16 protein-coding genes are annotated in these 17,825 nt (G+C 60.7%); 1 reads left to right on the forward strand and 15 read right to left on the reverse strand.

Annotated elements, in window-relative coordinates:
• Nucleotides 1-32 precede the first annotated feature (32 nt).
• From ccoS to SINAR_RS0129225, 13 genes are all read right to left on the reverse strand, one after another.
• On the reverse strand, nucleotides 33-188 hold the full coding sequence (ccoS, locus tag SINAR_RS0129165; RefSeq protein WP_028002369.1) for a cbb3-type cytochrome oxidase assembly protein CcoS: 156 nt from the start codon (nucleotides 186-188) through the stop codon (nucleotides 33-35).
• Nucleotides 185-2,467, reverse strand: coding sequence for a cation-translocating P-type ATPase (locus SINAR_RS0129170; protein WP_028002370.1), 2,283 nt, complete (start codon nucleotides 2,465-2,467; stop codon nucleotides 185-187). The genes ccoS and SINAR_RS0129170 overlap by 4 nt, the downstream gene beginning before the upstream one ends.
• Nucleotides 2,464-2,958, reverse strand: a complete 495-nt coding sequence (locus SINAR_RS0129175; protein ID WP_028002371.1) for a FixH family protein — start codon at nucleotides 2,956-2,958, stop codon at nucleotides 2,464-2,466. The genes SINAR_RS0129170 and SINAR_RS0129175 overlap by 4 nt, the downstream gene beginning before the upstream one ends.
• A 7-nt stretch (nucleotides 2,959-2,965) precedes the next feature.
• The gene (gene ccoG, locus SINAR_RS0129180) at nucleotides 2,966-4,540 is read right to left on the reverse strand and encodes a cytochrome c oxidase accessory protein CcoG (RefSeq protein ID WP_028002372.1); all 1,575 of its coding nucleotides are present in this window, start codon (nucleotides 4,538-4,540) and stop codon (nucleotides 2,966-2,968) included.
• A 67-nt stretch (nucleotides 4,541-4,607) separates the two neighbouring features.
• The gene (gene ccoP / locus SINAR_RS0129185; protein ID WP_028002373.1) at nucleotides 4,608-5,477 is read right to left on the reverse strand and encodes a cytochrome-c oxidase, cbb3-type subunit III; all 870 of its coding nucleotides are present in this window, start codon (nucleotides 5,475-5,477) and stop codon (nucleotides 4,608-4,610) included.
• A 3-nt stretch (nucleotides 5,478-5,480) separates the two neighbouring features.
• A complete protein-coding gene (locus SINAR_RS0129190; RefSeq protein WP_028002374.1) occupies nucleotides 5,481-5,633 on the reverse strand; it encodes a CcoQ/FixQ family Cbb3-type cytochrome c oxidase assembly chaperone in 153 nt (50 codons plus the stop codon).
• Between the two features lie 11 nt (nucleotides 5,634-5,644).
• Nucleotides 5,645-6,376, reverse strand: coding sequence for a cytochrome-c oxidase, cbb3-type subunit II (ccoO, locus tag SINAR_RS0129195; RefSeq protein ID WP_028002375.1), 732 nt, complete (start codon nucleotides 6,374-6,376; stop codon nucleotides 5,645-5,647).
• Nucleotides 6,377-6,387: 11 nt separating this feature from the next.
• Nucleotides 6,388-8,004, reverse strand: coding sequence for a cytochrome-c oxidase, cbb3-type subunit I (ccoN, locus tag SINAR_RS0129200; protein ID WP_028002376.1), 1,617 nt, complete (start codon nucleotides 8,002-8,004; stop codon nucleotides 6,388-6,390).
• Between the two features lie 900 nt (nucleotides 8,005-8,904).
• Complete coding sequence (locus SINAR_RS0129205) at nucleotides 8,905-9,534, reverse strand: helix-turn-helix domain-containing protein (RefSeq protein WP_028002377.1); 630 nt, start codon at nucleotides 9,532-9,534, stop codon at nucleotides 8,905-8,907.
• A 78-nt stretch (nucleotides 9,535-9,612) separates the two neighbouring features.
• On the reverse strand, nucleotides 9,613-9,960 hold the full coding sequence (locus SINAR_RS0129210) for a response regulator transcription factor (RefSeq protein WP_028002378.1): 348 nt from the start codon (nucleotides 9,958-9,960) through the stop codon (nucleotides 9,613-9,615).
• Between the two features lie 98 nt (nucleotides 9,961-10,058).
• A complete protein-coding gene (gene fixJ, locus SINAR_RS0129215; RefSeq protein WP_028002379.1) occupies nucleotides 10,059-10,670 on the reverse strand; it encodes a response regulator FixJ in 612 nt (203 codons plus the stop codon).
• Nucleotides 10,663-12,180 carry a PAS domain S-box protein gene (gene fixL, locus SINAR_RS0129220; RefSeq protein ID WP_028002380.1) on the reverse strand — a complete coding sequence of 506 codons (1,518 nt, stop codon included), beginning with the start codon at nucleotides 12,178-12,180 and terminating at the stop codon, nucleotides 10,663-10,665. Before fixL ends, fixJ begins: the two co-directional genes overlap by 8 nt.
• 492 nt (nucleotides 12,181-12,672) lie before the next feature.
• On the reverse strand, nucleotides 12,673-13,032 hold the full coding sequence (locus SINAR_RS0129225; protein WP_084617856.1) for a pseudoazurin: 360 nt from the start codon (nucleotides 13,030-13,032) through the stop codon (nucleotides 12,673-12,675).
• Nucleotides 13,033-13,506: 474 nt separating this feature from the next.
• Here SINAR_RS0129225 and hemN (SINAR_RS0129230) point away from each other — a divergent pair, with 474 nt between their 5' ends.
• Nucleotides 13,507-14,859, forward strand: coding sequence for an oxygen-independent coproporphyrinogen III oxidase (gene hemN, locus SINAR_RS0129230; RefSeq protein WP_028002382.1), 1,353 nt, complete (start codon nucleotides 13,507-13,509; stop codon nucleotides 14,857-14,859).
• Nucleotides 14,860-15,048: 189 nt separating this feature from the next.
• On the opposite strand, the gene hemN (SINAR_RS0129235) is transcribed toward hemN (SINAR_RS0129230), so the two are convergent.
• Both hemN (SINAR_RS0129235) and SINAR_RS0129240 read right to left on the reverse strand, forming a co-directional pair.
• Nucleotides 15,049-16,398 carry an oxygen-independent coproporphyrinogen III oxidase gene (gene hemN / locus SINAR_RS0129235; protein ID WP_150852037.1) on the reverse strand — a complete coding sequence of 450 codons (1,350 nt, stop codon included), beginning with the start codon at nucleotides 16,396-16,398 and terminating at the stop codon, nucleotides 15,049-15,051.
• A 228-nt stretch (nucleotides 16,399-16,626) separates the two neighbouring features.
• A complete protein-coding gene (locus tag SINAR_RS0129240) occupies nucleotides 16,627-17,133 on the reverse strand; it encodes a flavin reductase family protein (protein WP_234710717.1) in 507 nt (168 codons plus the stop codon).
• Between the last annotated feature and the right edge of the window lie 692 nt (nucleotides 17,134-17,825).

Here is a 17,825-nt window from a genome sequence, read left to right on the forward strand (position 1 = left end):
TTGTTGACGCCGGTCAAACAAGTGAAGAGCCGTTAGGCGTGCGGCCTGCCATCACCGTCGTCGAGGACGCGCCAGGAAGCACCGTCCAGATCTTCATATTGCCCGCTCTTCAGTGCCCAGAGGAACGCGGCGAGCCCGAGGCCGCCGAGAACTAATGCGATCGGAATGAGATAGACAAGCGTGTTCATCGTCCGATCCCCAAGGGCCGCGGGCAGGCAACGGGCTCCATTCGATCAAATGCATTCGTCGATGCAGTGCTCGCCAGACGCAACGCGTTGGTGACAACGATCAGCGAGGAGGTGGACATCGCGACCGCTGCTACGAGCGGGGTGGCGTAGCCGAGGATGGCAATCGGCACGGCGATCAGGTTGTAGCCGATGGCCAGCGCGAAATTCTGGCGGATCAATCGACCCGCCCGGCGCGACGTCTCGATGGCGAAGGGAACCGCCGTCAATGGTTGATGCATGAAGACGAAATCCGCCGCCTGTCGTCCGACATCGGCAGCCGTAGCCGGCGCCATCGAGACATGCGCGGCGCGGAGAGCCGGCGCGTCGTTGATGCCGTCGCCGACCATCAGAGCCCTGTGGCTGCCGGCGGCGGCGGTGCAGGCCTCGACCTTGCCCCGCGGCGATAGCTCGGCCCGCCATGTTCCGATGCCGAGCCGGCGACCGATCTCCGCCACCACCGGGTGGCGATCACCGGAGAGGATGGCGGTCTCGAGCCCTCGGCTGTGCAGGGCCTTGATGCTCTCGCGGGCGGCAGGGCGGAGGCGGTCCTCGAAGCGCAGGCACGCAAGCTCCCGGCCGTCGAGCGACAGGATCGCCTCCGACTGGCCGTTCGTCGCCCCGTCGGCACCGCAGGCGAAGACTCGGCTGCCGAGCCGGTAGACACCATCCTTCGTTCGCGCCTCGATGCCGGCGCCCGGTATTTCGCGAATGTCGCCGGCGAGCGGCGGCGCGGCGGCGCTCGCCTTTTGCAGCGCCAACGCGATCGGATGGCGCGAATGGGCGGCAAGGGCGGCGGCGATCGCCAATGCCCTGGGCGCGATCTCGTGCGCATTGACGAGCCTTGGCTCGCCAACCGTCAGTGTGCCGGTCTTGTCGAAGAGCACCATGTCGATCTCCGCCAGGCGCTCCATCGCCGAGCCGTCCTTCACCATGACGCCGCCCTGGAAGAGCCGTCCGGCGGCAACGACCTGCACGACCGGCACGGCGAGGCCGAGCGCGCAGGGGCAGGTGATGATGAGGACGGCGACCGCGATCAGCATGGCATGGCGAACGTCGCCCTCCACAAGCATCCAGCCGATGAAAGTCAGAAGCGCGAGCAGATGGACGGCGGGCGAGTAATAGCTGGCGGCGCGGTCGGCGATGCGGCGGTAGCGCGCCCTGCCCCCTTCAGCCGCTTCCATCAATCCCATGATCTCCGCCAGGAAAGAATGGCGCGCGCTCGCCGTCGCCTCCAGGAGAAGCGGGCCGGTGAGATTCAAGGTGCCGGCCTGCACGCCGTCACCCGCCGCAACCGGCGCCGGCGCGCTCTCGCCATTGACGACGGAACGGTCGAGATCGCTGGCGCCCGAGAGCACGCGCCCGTCGACGGGGATGCGTTCGCCGGCGGCGATCATCAGCTGCTCACCGGCCTTGATCTCCTCGATCGCGCGGTACTCGCGCGAGCCGTCGGGATGGACGACGGTCGCGCCGCGTGGCGACAGACGCGCAAGACCGCTGATCGCCGAACGTGCGCGTCCCCGCATCATATGATCGAGTGTCCGGCCGGTAAGCAGGAAGAATAGCAAGGTCACCGACGCGTCGAACCAGGCATGCTCGCCATGGCCGATCGTCTCGTAGAGCGACATGCCGTAGGAGAGCGTGACCGCAAGCGCGATCGGCACATCCATGTTTGTTCGACCGTGACGAAGCGCGTTCCAGGCGGATTGGTAGAAGAAGCGGCCTGCATAGATCAGCGCCGGGCCCGCGATCAGGGCTGAAATCCAGTGGAAGAGATCGCGCGTCGCCGCATCCGCCCCCGACCAGACGGAGGCGGAGAGCAGCATGATATTCGCGGCGGCAAAGCCGGAAACGGCACAGGCGCGGATCAATTGCTTGAGCACCGCATCGCCCTCTTCCTCGCCGGGCGTGAAGAGATGCGTCTCGTAGCCCCGCTCGCCGATCGCGCGCACGAATGCGCCGGGATCGCTGCGCCTGCCGTCAACCTCTTCTTTCCAGACGATCGAAACGCGGCGCGAGGAGAGATTGACGCGCGCCCGCTCGATCTCCGGCCGCACGCGCAGCGCGCTTTCGATGGTGGTTATGCAGGCACCGCAGTGAACGCCCGGCACGCTGAGATCCGTCTGGCGCAACCCGTTCCCAAGCACTCGGCTTGCGAGCCACAGCTCTTCGGACGCAGTCTGCCGCTGCCCTGCACCGTCTTCTACCGAGGCGATTCCGATTGTTGCAGCACAGCAGCTCATTGGTCCTCTCCCTGCACGATGAAACGAATGGCCTGTCGGTAGACGAGCGCTCCGCCCGCCTTGGACGTCACGTCGGCGATCCACTGCCCCGGTTTGAGCCTCTGCGTCGAAACGAACACACCCTCACCGTCACGAACGAGCTCGATGCGAACGTCCTCATGAGCCTCGACGGGCCGTTTGAGCACGGCGATGACCTGATCGACCGCCCGCTCAGGCTCGCCTTTGCGGGTCAGCACGTAGCGGATGGTAGCCAGCTCGGACGTGAGTTCTCCCTTAATGCCGCTTGCCGCAAAGGCGCGGGTCGTAGCGAGCTTGACATTGAACTTTTGGCTGGCGACGAAGGCGTTCTCGACGACAAGGCCGCTCCAGCTCCGGCTGGCATTCCAGGCCATGAGGAGATTGACGGAGATGATGGTCCCGAAGAACAGCCCCATCACCGCCAGCATGTGCCATCCGGTAAATCGGGGCGGTTTACTGCCTTGCCTGATCATAAGCCGCTCACTTTGCTGTTCCGGGTTGAATAAAGTTGGTGCGGTAGACATCGCGTTCGTGGCTGGAAGGGTCTTCGGCTCTGAACGAGAAGCCTGATTGGGCCTCCACGAGGCTCTCTTTTGGCAGGGTCACGAAGATTTTGAAGGACGTGACTTTGTCCGGATCGACGGCAACTGAGAAGCTTTGACCGTCGCCCGGAGCCTGGCCGGCGATCCGCACCCGGGCGGATGGCATGCCATCCAGGCTTAGAGTGATCCGCCGCGGCTCCGGGATCATGTTCAGGAGTTTGATCACGTAGCCGTTGCGCACTGAGCCGTCGGACTCGACGACATATTGCGGGTTGCGATCGTGCAGCACGTTGAGTTCGAGCCTATCGCGGGAAACAAGCGCATAAAGCATGCCGAGACCGACGAGTGCCCAGATCCCGAAATAGAGAATCACGCGCCGCCGGAAGATTATCCGCCAATCGAAAACCCTGATACCTTGAACGAAGACGCCATTCCCGTCGCGTACTCGCCTCGGGTTGATCGGGATTGCGCCATTGTTGGTGGCGAGCGCCATGTTGGCGGAATAGTCTCTGAGCGTCGCATAGGAGATCAAACCGCGCTCGCGACCGAGCTTGTCCATGACGCCATCGCAGGCATCGATGCAGAGCGCGCAGGTGATGCATTCAAGCTGCTGACCGTCGCGGATGTCGATCCCCATGGGGCAGACCGCGACGCAGGCATTGCAGTCGACGCAATCGCCGACCACCTCGCCGAGAGCTGCCGCCCTCTTCGCGTGGCGTGCGCGTTGCTCGCCCCGCCAGTCGTTATAAGTAACGACCAAGGAATTCTCATCCAACATCGCGGCCTGGATGCGCGGCCAGGGACACATATAAGTGCAGACCTGCTCTCGCATGTGGCCACCGAAAATGTAGGTCGTGGCGGTGAGCGTCGCGACCGTCATGTAGGCGACCGGTTCAGCTTCGAGTGCGACGAAGCTCTTCATCAGCGTGGGAGCGTCGGCGAAGTAAAAGATCCAGGCGCCGCCGGTCGCAACACCGATCACCAACCAGATCGCATGCTTGGCAACGCGCTTGCAGACCTTGTCGAACGTCCATGAGCCGGCATCGAGGCGCATTCGGGCAAGGCGGTCGCCCTCAATAAAGCGCTCGACCACAAGGAAGAGATCGACCCAGACGGTTTGCGGACAGGCATAGCCGCACCAGGCGCGGCCGACCGCCGAGGTCACCAGGAAGAGCCCAAAGCCAGCCATAACGAGGAGCCCCGCCACGAAGAAGAATTCCTGCGGCCAGATCTCGATGAAGAAGAAATAAAACCGCCGTGCCGCCAAATCGACGAGGACGGCCTGGTCCGGCGCATGCGTGCTGCGATCCCAGCGAATCCAGGGGGTCAAGTAGTAAATGCTCAAGGTAACAAGCATCACCAGCCACTTGAACCGCCGGAAGCGGCCTTCCGCCCGTTTGGGAAAAATCTTCCGCCGCTTCTCGTAAAGCGGTCGGCCTACACGCGCGGCACTGATGGGCCTGGCTTCGAGCCTTTCCATGGAGCCAGCTTTTTGGGCGGGCTGATAATGCATATGGGCAGTCCCCACTAGAACTCTATGTAAGATGAGCCTTTGCGGCGCCAGAACGGCATCATGCTTCTTACTCGCCGCCGCCGAGCGAATGGACGAAGATCGCAAGGTCCTTGACCACGGGGTCACCTACGCGCTTCACCCAGCCTGGCATAACGCCATGTTTCGGCGACCTCATCTGGTCGGTGATCGCCTGCTCGCCCTCGCCCTTCAGCCAGATGGCGTCGGCGAGGTTGGGCGCGCCGAGTTCGCGGCTGCCCTTCGCATCCGCTCCATGGCAGGAGGCGCAATTATCGGCAAAGAGCTGCTTCCCGGGTTCCACAAGTGCCGGATTCGAAGGCATCGCGGTCAGACTCAGCACATAGGCTGCAGTCGCTCGCATTTCGTCGGGCGTCAGCATGTCGGCAAATACAGGCATTTCTGAAACACGTGTCTCCTCGTCTCCATCGTAACGGATGCCATGCGCGATCGTCTGGTAGATCTCCTTGGGATTTCCGCCCCAAAGCCAGTCGTTATCATTCAGGTTCGGGAAGCCCTTGCCTCCGGCCGCGCCCGACCCGTGACATGGCGCGCAATTCACCTTGAAGGCGGATGCTCCGGCCGAGATTGCGAACTGCTTCAGCTCCGGATCGGCCATGATGTCCTCGATTGGGCTTGAGGCGATGCGCTCAGCGTTGCCGGCCTGCACCGCCTTTGCATCAGCAAGCTCCGCACTGACCTCGGCTCGGCTGGAATAGCCGAGCACGCCCTTGGTCGCCTCCGTCAGCATCGGCCATGAAGGATAGGCGATTGCATATCCAACCGCCCAGATAATGGTCGCATAGAAGGTGTAGACCCACCAGCGCGGCATGGGATTGTTGAGTTCCCGAATCCCGTCCCATTCGTGCCCGGTGGTCTCCACCCCGCTGATATCGTCAACGTGCTTATGCTTGTCCGCCATGGATCAATCCTCCTTCAGCGGGATGGCAGAGGCCTCAACGGCGGCGTTCGTGGCGCCCGGCCGGAAAATGAAAACTACGACGCCGAGAAAGTAGAGGGTCATGGCAAGCAGTCCCCAACTGTCGGCGAAATGACGCATGGCCGTGTAGGTTTCCATGTGCGTTCCTCTCAGCGATATCCGGTTGTGTCGTCGTAGGTGGAGAAGTCGACGAGCGTGCCCAGCATCTGGAGGTAGGCGATGAGCGCGTCCATCTCCGTGAGCCTCTGCGGATCACCGTCGAAGTCGCCGAGCTTGGCCTTGGGATAGCGGGCCTCAACGCCGGACGTATCGGCATTCGGGTCGGCCTGGGCCTTCAGGTCCGCGGCCGCGTTGTCGATCATCTCGTCCGTATAGGGCACGCCGACCGACCTGTTGGCCTTGAGGTTCATGGCGACATTCTTCACCTCGAGCGGCGTCTCCTTGAGGAAGGCATAGCTCGGCATTACCGATTCCGGCACGACCGAGCGCGGTTCAGTCATGTGCTGGACATGCCATTCGTTCGAGTAGCGGTCGCCGACGCGGGCAAGGTCCGGCCCCGTCCGCTTCGACCCCCATTGGAACGGGTGATCGTACATCGACTCCGCCGCCAGCGAGTAGTGGCCGTATCGTTCGACCTCGTCGCGGAAGGGCCGGATCATCTGGCTGTGGCAAACGTAACAGCCTTCACGGATGTAGATGCCGCGGCCGGCAAGCTCCAGCGGCGAATAGGGCCGCATCCCCTCGACCTTCTCGATAGTGTTTTCCAGATAGAAGAGCGGAGCGATCTCCACGATACCGCCGATCGAAACGACGAGCAGCGAACCGACAAGGAGCAGCGTGGCATTGCGTTCAAGTAGTGCGTGTTTATCGAGAATGGACATGATCTGGCCTCCTATTCCGCGGCTGACAGCGGTTGAGCATCGAAAGCTGCCGCTTCCTTGCGCACGCGCCCCAGGATGGTCATTGTCACGTTGAAGGCCATGATGAGTGCTCCGGTGAGGAATAGGCCGCCGCCAGCGGCACGCATGACGTAGTAGGGGAACATCGCCGCGACCGACTCCGCGAAGGAGTAGACGAGGAATCCCTGGTCGTCGTATTCGCGCCACATCAGTCCCTGCTGGATGCCGGCCACCCACATGGCTGCGGCGTAGACGACGATCCCGAGGGTCGCGAGCCAGAAGTGCCAGTTGACCAGCTGCAAGCTGTATAGCCGGTTGCGGTGCCAGAGTTTGGGCACCAGATAATAGATGGCGCCGAAGGTGATGAGGCCGTTCCAGCCGAGCGCGCCGGAGTGCACATGACCGATCGTCCAGTCGGTGTAGTGGCTGAGCGAATTGACGGTCTTGATCGACATCATCGGCCCTTCGAAGGTCGCCATGCCGTAGAAGGCGACGGCCATGACCATCATGCGGACGACCGGGTCCGTGCGGATCTTGTCCCAGGCGCCCGACAGCGTCATCAAACCGTTGATCATGCCGCCCCACGAAGGCATCCAGAGCATGACGGAGAAGACCATGCCGAGCGTCTGCGCCCAGTCGGGAAGCGCCGTATAGTGCAGGTGGTGAGGACCCGCCCAGATATACATGAAGATCAGCGCCCAGAAGTGGATGATCGACAGGCGGTAGGAATAGACGGGGCGGTTCACCTGCTTGGGGATGAAGTAATACATCATTGCCAGGAAGCCGGCGGTGAGGAAGAAGCCGACGGCGTTGTGGCCGTACCACCACTGCGTCAGCGCATCCTGCACGCCTGAGAAGGCCGAATAGCTCTTCGAGCCGAGGAACGACACCGGCACCGCCAGGTTGTTGACGATGTGCAGCATGGCGATCGTGACAATGAATGCGACATAGAACCAGTTGGCCACATAGATATGCGGTTCCTTGCGCTTCAGGATCGTCCCGAGGAACGTCAATAGATAGGCGACCCATACGATCGTCAGCCAAAGGTCGACGTACCACTCCGGTTCCGCGTATTCACGCGCCTGCGTAATGCCGAGCAGGTACCCGGTCGCTGCAAGGACGATGAAGAGCTGATAGCCCCAGAAAACGAACCAGCCGAGATCGCCGCCGAAAAGACGCGCGCGGCTGGTGCGCTGGACCACATAGAAGGATGTCGCGATCAGTGCGTTGCCGCCGAATGCAAAGATGACGGCGGATGTGTGGAGTGGACGCATGCGGCCGAAGTTGAACCAGGGCTGGACATTTAGATCGGGAAAGGCGAGTTGCAGGGCGACGATGACGCCGACGAGAAAGCCGACCACGCCCCAGAACACAGTCGCGATGACGCCGTATTTCACGACCTCGTCGAAATATTCGGTCTGACGGCTCGGATGACCCGCGACAGCCGGACGGAAATCAACGCGGCGCATGAGCATCAAGGTGCCGGTGAGCAGAACGAAGAACAGCACCCACATATGCGCGCCGAACAGGCGGTCCTGGGCAAAGCCGGCTCCGGCCAGCGCCAGGAAGGCGCCGATCGCAAGCACGACGATCTCGACTGTATGTTTCATGGCTAGGCCTCACTCTTCTCTGATCGCTGACTGGCACACGCCTTCGCACGTATGCCACGGAGGTCTCCCCGAGAATTGTCAGAGTCGAGTGCTGGGCACTTTGATTCAAATCAAGTGCTCGCCATGCATATCTCGGGAGCTGACAACGTAGGCGGGCAGCAAGGCGTCAAGGCATGATGGCGGCAGCCTCACCTTTTACCCTGGTCACAGCGCGGTTACGGGAAATTCAGGCATCAAGAAGTTGCGAAGACGCGTGGCAGCGTCAGCCGGCCACCCTTCGTCTGCCCCTGCAAGCTCCCAGCCGATGAAATGGTGCAATCCCGGGGGCGGAGAGCATTGTATAGTTTTCCTTGGGATTGCCTGAACCCGGGCTTCTTGGGCGGAGACTAAACTCACCCTCGGCGGCTGCCCGGCCCGTCATCTCGTCTATCTCGCCGCAGAAGAAGGTGCGCAGACGCTCCTGAGATCTCTGGCGGTACAGTGGCCCCCCTGGTTCCCACCAGCTGGGTTCAAGCAGGACCAGGCGTGAATGCGTTCTTCGTGACGGCCGTCCGCCGCGGGCAGTTGGCGACATCGTCGGGTCGCAACCACGCTCTTCCATTGGCGATTGCCGGCAAATTCATCGATCTGGAGCGACATCTTGGGGTTGCTGCCATCCAATCGATCTTTAGCTGGGCGTGGAAAAACACGAAAGGCTATTGCCGAGTGCACGGTAGGTGATTGGAACAATTTAGAGGCTGGCCGTCCCTGCTAACCGCGCGAGATCGCCGGTAGCGACTTCCCTTGGTATTCCTCTCGAGACTTCCCCTCACAAACATGGCTCTTCCCTCCTCCCGTTGAACCACGCACCGTTGGACGCGGCAGAGAACCAGAGGGGCCTGCTGCGCGGCCCCGGCCAGCTCAGTTGCAAAGCGAACGGAGTGCGTCGGGTTTCACGATGTCGATCGTCCTTGCGTCCCTGAGCGCGATGACGCTGCGACCCTTCAGTTTGGTCACCACGCGCGACACGGTTTCGGTCGTGAGGCCGAGATAGTCGGCAATATCCTGCCGCGACATGGGCAAGCGCAGCTGCCTGCCTCCTCCCTGTCGTTCGCAAAGATCCATCAGGAATGCGGCAACCCGCTCCACGGCACATTGCCTGCCGATCACCAGAAGATGCTGCTGAGCCCGCGCCATCCCGGTCAGGGCCAGGGCGAGAAGCTCCCGCGAACGCTCCTGCATATGCCGGCGGCCGAAGACGGCCAGTTTCGTTTCCGTGATGGCTTCGGCAAAGAAAGAATGGTTGGACCCTGCTTCGAAACCGAACATTTCCCCCGGCAGATGAAAGGACACGACCTGTCGCCGTCCGTCCGGGAGCAGGTGGTAGACACTCACAGCTCCAGTTGAAACCTGATAGCACTTGTCGATCAAATCGCCCTCGGCATAAATCTCGCGACCAGCGTTGTAGGGAGCGACAAGATACGGCCCAGAAATTTGGGTCCGTTCTACGTGTTCGGCCTGTTGGAAGGAGGCTTGTGCAGCGGCGTACATGTCTTATCCCCTGTTCGGTTGGGGGTAAATTGGCAATTCACGTCGCTGCGAGAAATTCGGTTAGATCACTAAGGGAAACTACTTAGCCGCTTCGATCAGGTTGTTAATCGCGCCGAGCAGGTCGGGACCGGTGAACGGCTTCGTCAATACTGTGTTGTCGACGTACGCCTGGAGCGCCGACAAGCCGTCGGCCAGCAGGATGGCTCTTGCTCCAAGACTCTTGAGGAATTGCGTGGCGGCCTGCGGCTCAGATCTTAGTATCTCATCATCGAGGATCGCGCACAGAGCGCCACGGGAAGATTCTTCGGCCTTCTTCACGGTGTCGTAGGACTCGGTCGAGTATCCTTCGACTTCCAGCGCGAATGCCACGGACCGCCGGAGGCCTTGATCCGCTGCAACGACGACTATGCTTCTTCCAGCCAACAATTTGGATCCCGCTCATCTGACGTGCGTCTGCCCGCGGTGAGCCGGCATTAGACCGCTTGCGGCAATGCGACGCATTGCGCGAGATCAATTCGGCAAAATCAGGAGGGACCGAAACCTGAGGCGAGAGCCATTCGAACGAGATGGGGAAGGCTCTTCGCCCTCATCTTGGCCATCACGTTGGCGCGGTGCACCTCGACGGTGCGCGGGCTGATGTCCAGGTCGTAGGCGATCGACTTGTTGGGAAGGCCTGCTACCACCGCCGAGAGCACCTGGCGTTCTCTCTCGCTCAGCGTCTCGAGCCTCGCCTGGATGTCGCTGAGCGCGTCCGCATCCTGCGAAGCCATCAAATGTTCCGATGCCCTCTCGATCGCCTCGATGATCACGGAGTCCTCGAAAGGCTTCTCGATGAAATCCACGGCCCCCGCTTTCATGGCATCTACCGCCATGGGAACGTCGCCGTGACCGGTTATCACGATTGAAGGTATCTTGATCTTGCGCTCGCCGAGATTGCGGAGCAGGTCCACTCCGGACATCTCCGGCATTCTCAGATCCGTCACGAGAACCCCGTCTCTCACGTCCGGTGCGAAGGCGAGGAAGGCCTCGGCCGATGGATGCATTTTAACCGCAAAGCCACTCATCGTCAGCATGAAGGCCAGCGACTTCCTTACCGCCTCTTCGTCATCGACAATGTGCACCGTATAGTCAGTCATTGGCATGGATCCGTTCATCTACATAGGCGGGCAGCGTGAATCGGAAAGTAGCTCCACCGGCCGCATTTTTTGAGACAGTCATTTCACCGTCATGCGCTTCGACGATCCGCTTCGAAATGGAAAGTCCGATACCCATTCCGCTTGCCTTGGTAGTGACGAATGGCTTGAAGAGCTGACCGGCGATTTCCTCGGGAATTCCTCCGCCGGTGTCCTCAATGACAACGGATATCTCGCCCGGATCGGCCGGCATCGTGCGGATCGTCAGCTCTCGGCGCTCCACGTAGCGCATCGCCTCGATCGCGTTGCGCATGAGATTGATGAGGATCTGTTGGATCTGGATCCGGTCGACCATTACCATCTCGGCACCGGGCAAATACTCAAATACGGTCCGAACCCCTTGCTCCCGCGACCCGACCAACGCAAGCGCCGCGGCCTCCTCCACCAGTTTGCGAATGTCTTCAGGGGCCTTTTCCGTCTCGCCCTTCGTTACGAATTCCCTGAGATGTTTGATGATCTGGCCGGCCCGCAGTGACTGGCTCGCCACCTCCTCGAGCGCTTCGCGCATTCGTGTTGCGACGGTATCGTCTATGTCACGCAGCAGCCGCGTACAGCCATGCGAGTAGTTGGCGATCGCTGATAACGGCTGGTTCAGTTCGTGCGCAAGTGTCGAGGCCATCTCGCCCATCTCGTTGAGACGGGCAAGCCGCGCCAGTTCAGCCTGGATTTGCTCGAGCCTGGCGGCGGACTCCTCCCGCTCCGTCAGGTCTCGGATGAAGCCCGTGAAAAATCGCTCACCACCAGACTGCATCTCCCCGACTGCGAGCTTCATCGGAAACGTCGAGCCGTCTTTACGCCGCCCGGACACGACGCGATCAATACCGATGATGCGCTTTTCGCCGGTTCTGAGGTAACGCCGCATGTACCCATCATGGTCGTGTCGATAGGGTTCAGGCATCAATATGCGCAGGTTCTCGCCAATGACCTCTTCCTCCGCATAGCCAAACTGTCGGACCGCCGCGGCGTTGAAGGAGACGATAGTGCCATCGGTGGCACTCACCACTGTGGCGTCCGGCACTGTATCCAATATGGATCTTAGATGCGCATCGCGGGCCTTTACGACGTCCTCCGTGCTGTCCAGCGCCCGCCTCACTGCCGCAAGCAGTTCCGCTAATGCGATGATCAGAAGCGTCGCTACAGCGAAGAAGACCAACTCGACCGCGCTCATACCGGGGGCGTTCTCAAACTGCCGAAGAGTGATTGCTGCGGCAAGCGACAGCCCGGCTGCGAAGGTGACCGGGCCCGGCCCACCTCCTATGGCGACGAGGAGAATCGGCGGGGTGAAGGATAGGAGCATGGCGGTCCCACCCAAGAACTCCCACGACGCCACTCTCAACGCAACAACACTCAACACCGCCGCAGTCGCGAGAATGTAGGCGGAAGCGCGCTCGAATTGCCATCTGATGAGCGACCGCGCCAGCCGCGTCCCTTCGACGATGCCCTTTGATTGCATTCCCTAATCCACTGCAGGAACGAATAGCCGTCGTGCGCCAATCGCAAATTGTCGCTCCCTCTATAACCCAGGTTGGTGCCGGTCAGCCATCCGGCCAGACTGGAACAAATCGTCCCATGATCTCGTGGCCTCCGACGGCGTGATCTGAGGACTAAATCGAGCCAAGCGACGATCCCCTCCTCGATGCCTCTCGAAGAGGCGCTCGGGACAGAGTCTTCAAGCTGCACCCGGCCGTTGGAGAAGTCGTGCGTGGGGGGCGCAGGAGAAATGGATATGGTCTGCCTATTCCGCTCTCCATGCGCAAGGAGACGGACAGTCGAGGATGAGCTGGCAGGTCCGGACGAGAACAAGCCCTAGACAACAACGCTCCCTCCGGCAAGATCGGCCACGTGCCGAATGCCCCTTCTTTAAAAGTCGAGCGCAGCTCGAACACCAAAAAGCGAGACGCCAAGCAAACCAGCGGGACCGACCCGTCATCTGCCAGTTTCCCAATTATTCCTGGATGGCAGCCGCGATAGCGGCATGAAGGCGCTCCACTGCCTTTTTCGGCAGCTTGCCGGCCTTCACCTTTTCGACATTGGCAGGTGCATCGCCCACAATCACAACGCCGACCATGCCCATGCCCACATGCGGCGCGCATTTGACGGCGTAAAGGCCGGGGACATCGAACGTGACCTTATAAGTCTCGTTCGGCTTGCTTTTGAAAGGGCTGGCGCCGTCTGGGATCATGCCCTTGATCGTCTCGACGTTATGCCCCTTGTCATTTGGGATAAAGGTAACGCTGTCGCCGGGCTTCACCTTGACGAATGCCGGCTCAAACACCATCGGGCCCTCGATGCCCTTGTTGAGCATGTGAACCTCGAACTCGGCTGCGTTTGCGGTGCTGGCAAAAACGGCAAGGGTGGCGGCAGCGACAGCGGCTTTCGCAAATGTGCCCACGGAAATTCTCCTTTGGTTTCAGAGCCGGCTTGGCTCGCGATGCAAGGAGGTACAGTAGAGACGACGCGGTCACTTTGATCCTTATCAAACAATCGGGTGAAGCCCGCGTTTTTGAATGCGGTATTTGGAGGATGGTCGTCCCCACCTAGCCAACTGTCATTGAACTAACTCGCGCAGATCGCAGACGTGAGGTTTTGTCACAGGCCCTCAGTTCCAGCTCGTCGATTCGCCAATAGTCGTTGCTAGCCACCGTGAAGAATGGCGGCTCGCCCGCGACGAAACGGGAGCAGCCTTTCTGCGTGTCTTTGACATTGCTCAAAGAGTGGCGGCCGATGCCTCTCTAGGATGGCAGCCGAACGGTGCCTTCCTGGAACCACAAGGACGCCCATGCAACCAGATCTTCTCGCAAAATACCGCGAGGCAATGCTGCCCCGCTATACAAGCTATCCGACGGCTCCCCACTTTTCGTCCGCGATCAGTGCCGACACCTACGGCGACTGGCTCGAATCCCTTTCTGCGGAGAAGCCAGTATCGCTCTATCTGCATATCCCGTTCTGCAGATCGATGTGCTGGTATTGCGGCTGTCATACAACGATAACCAAGCGCGACGAACCGATCCTCGACTACTTGGCAGCGCTGCGTGAGGAGGTGTGCCTGGTCTCTGCGGCGGCGAAGAAACGGCTCAGCGTCGATCACGTGCATTTTGGAGGGGGGACGCCGACAATCATCCGGCCACGGAAATTTCTGGAGCTCTTCCAACTTCTACGTGACCGTTTCGACTTCGCGATTGCCGCGGAGATCGCCGTGGAAATCGACCCGCGTACGCTCCAAGAGGAGATGGTGATAGCTCTTGGCGAAGCAGGCGTGAACCGCGCCAGCCTCGGCGTTCAGAGCCTCGATCCGCTCGTGCAGAAGGCCATCAATCGGATCCAAACTGAGGAACGGACGGCGGAGGCCGTTGCAAAGCTGCGGGCGGCGGGCGTCGGCAGCATCAACTTGGATCTCATCTACGGCCTGCCGCACCAGACGGTACAATCTTGTGTCGAGACGGCCGAAGCGGCTATCACCATGGGCCCCAACCGCTTCGCCGTCTTTGGCTACGGACATGTCCCATTCTTTAAGAAACACCAGAAGCTGATTGACGAGGCCGCACTTGCCGATGCGGAAGGCCGTATCGCGCAGGCGGAGGCAATCGCCGAAACCCTAATGGCGGCAGGCTACCGCCGCATCGGCTTCGATCACTTCGCCAAAGCGGATGACAGCCTCGCCGTCGCTCAGGCCACAGGGAAATTGCATCGCAGTTTCCAGGGCTACACGACCGATGCCTGTGAAGCTCTGATAGGCTTTGGTGCATCGGCGATCGGCCGGACGTCGGAGGGCTATGTTCAAAACGAGGTGGCGCCCCGCCTCTATGCACAAACGGTTGCACGCGGCCATCTCGCCACAGTGAAAGGTTATCGTTTGACGGAGGAGGACCGGCTGCGGGCAGCCATCATTGAGCGGCTGATGTGCGACTTTTCCGCCGACGTTTCGGCTATTGCCGCCGCGCACGGTTTCGAATCCGGCATTGTGCTTGATGACAATGAGAGCCTCGCCATGCTCGAGAGGGATGGCGTCCTACAACGCGAGGGCGGCGTGATCCGCCTTCGTGAGGAACGACATTTCCTGATCCGCGCCGTGGCGGCAGCCTTCGACGCCTATCTGGAGCAGACGCGTCGCGTGCATAGCAGGGTGGCGTGAGGCCGCCTCTCGCCTCTGGGGGTCTCGCTTCCGCGGAGCGCTCCAGTGCGGGTCGATGCCGACCCCGTTCGCTCGGCCAAACACGGGCGGAATGCGGTCGAGGCAGCGCTTTGGCGCCCGTGTGGGCAGCGTGTACCTGAAGTCAGGGCCTTGCGCATCAAAGGTTCCGCTCTCGCTTCCCTGGTTGTGCTAGCCAAGGCGAGCGGCGAGATAAGCATCAAATGCGGCAGCAACAGCGCGGAGTATGAAGCGGTGCTCTTGCCTCACGCGAACAATACCTTTTTCGATGTCTACTATCTCGTCACTGGCCAGTATCGCCAAGCGTTCAGCTGAATCGAGGATCGGAATAGGGTCAAATCCGTGGGCGGCGCAGATTGCCGGCACGTCCGCCTCCAAATCGCACATGAGCCGCTCGATGACCGCGGCTCGTACGCGGTCTTCGTCGGTGAGACGATGGCCCTTTGACGTCGCGAGGTGGCCAACTCCGATCTGTCGAGTGTAGGAGCCGGTTGCAACCTCGTTCTGGACGTAGCCGTCGCCGAGACGGCCGATGGCGGAGGCGCCGAAGCCGATCAGCGTTTTACAGGTGTCGGCCGAGTAACCCAAGGAGTTACGCCGCAGGCGCCCGGCTTTCTGCGCCACCGCGAGTTCGTCGTCCGGTAGGGCGAAATGGTCGAGCCCGATCTCTCGGTAGCCGGCGGCAACCAGCGTCTTGGCCACGGCCGCAGCCTGTTCGGCACGAGCAGCGATGTCCGGCAGTGCTGGCTCTTCGATACGGCGCTGATTTCTTTTGAACGAAGGAATGTGCGCGTAACCAAAAACCGCAAGCCGATCAGGGCGCATGGCCACCGCCGTCGACGCGGTCTCAACGCACGACTCCACCGTCTGATGAGTGAGACCGTACATGAGGTCGAAGTTGACGCGACTTGTTCCATGCTGGCGCAGATTTTCGAGGGCAGCCGCGATCTGCGCCTCAGTCTGAACCCGGTTGACCGCTACTTGAACAACAGGATCGAAGCTCTGCACGCCAAGACTCGCGCGGGTCACACCGGCTTTTCCCAAGGCTTCGGCCATCTCCATCGTGAATGTGCGCGGGTCGATCTCAACCGCTACCGTAGCGGTTTTCGTGAATGCGAAGCGGCGACGCAGGACTTCTATCAGCGCGAGGAACTCCGCTGGCCCGATAAGGTTCGGCGTTCCGCCGCCAAAATGCACGTCACTCACGAGCAACGCTTGGGGAGCTTGCTCTGCGACCAAACGGATCTCCTCACGCAGCACCGCTAAGTAATTGAGGACCGGCGCCTCCCGGCGAGTGCTGGTGGTAGGGAAGCCGCAGTACCAACAGATCGAGCGGCAGAACGGCACGTGGAGATAGAGCGACACCGACTCGTTGGTCGGCAAGCTCCTCAGCCAGTTCTCACAAGCCTTGACGCCCACCGATGCGGAGAATTCCGGTACCGTCGGGTAAATGGTGTACCAAGGCAGGCGGGCGTCGCAATACTTTTCCAGGATTGGAGTCTGCAAAGGCTGGTGTCCCATGCTCACATCAGCATCACACTAGCGGGCGCGCTTTCCTCTTGTCTTTGCGCTATGTCAATCGGTCCGGTATTAGTCGCAAATCCAGGCGCTTGTGCGGAAATCAAAGTGCGATTTCTGCGTTACGCTAGTGCGGACATTCTAATATTGCCGCAACCGTCTCATACTCCTGCAGACAAGAAATCCAAAAGAAAACAAGTGCAGTGCGGGGGGTGGGCTTTGCCTATGACCCTACTCGGCAAATGCAAAATACCGGCCGCCACGATAAACCAATGAACCTCCGTTCCCGATGCAAATGCCGACCACGCGGCCGAGCACAATCACATGGCTGTGCCTTTCTATAGCCTCCTCAAGCTCGCAGTCGATGGCCGCCGCCGCATCCTGAAGGACGGGCGCCCCGCTGATGAGTTGAGTCCACTTGGCACCGCGGTAACGTTCCGCGCCCGTCAACCCGCCTAGGCCGGCGAATTGGCTCGCGAGTAACTCGTGAGCATGGCCCAGGATGTTCACGCAAAAATGGCCGAATCGCGCAACGGCAGGCCACGTTGAGGAAGTCCGATTGAGAGAAACGAGCATGCACGGAGGCTCGATAGAGAGGGCCGTCGCCGACGTAACGGTTGCTCCGGTACGTTCCTCGCCCTGCCCTGTGGTGATGACGCTGACGCCACCGCTCATTCTGCGCAAAGCACATTTCAGGCCGTCCGCGTTCACCGGAAGGTCTGCGCCATCGCTGTTCATTACGTCTGTGTGCACGTAAGGCTGGTCCGGCATCCGATCACTCCCTTCGTTTAGGAACTTCCCCATACTCGCATCATCCAACAGCTCAAGCAGCACAGGCGCGTTCGCACTTATCGCCGGCTGCCCCATGTCGTCGTCGAGCCGCCTCATCAACCAGCTGAACGAAACAGCCGCACACGAAAGCTGCTGTTGGCGTTTATGCAGCATTCGGCGACATTCGAGAAATCGGTTGTTTGTATGGCAACCATCGGCGCTGTGGATGCACCAAGCCCTGCGCCAGGTTGTCGTAACCATAGCAGATCTTGATGACGCCATCGCCAAGAGGGCCTTTGTGAAACCGCGTTTGGATCTTGTGCGAGATCGCGAGACCGGCAGCGGCCCTTGCAATTGCATAACAGCGTCGGCGTGCCGACTCGTGCAACTTCGGCTTTAAGTCCCTAGGGTGTTGGCGTGACTGGCTATGAGTCCCGGTCTGCGTGGGCTGGCGGCGGCAATGGATGGGGTACTCTTCCAGGGAAATCGCACCCGAGGCAGTTGCATCAGTTCTAAGGTGTGCTTCAGTCGCCTCATCATATTCATTGGCAGTCCATCATCGATTAATTGCACCAGTCTCAGTGCCATCTGACACCTCAAGCACACGGAAGCGCGCCCCGTTGAAGAACGCGCGAGAGTTTCAGATGGACCGGCCGATT

This window comes from Sinorhizobium arboris LMG 14919 (assembly GCF_000427465.1).
In the GTDB taxonomy this organism is placed as follows: Bacteria; Pseudomonadota; Alphaproteobacteria; order Rhizobiales; family Rhizobiaceae; genus Sinorhizobium; species Sinorhizobium arboris.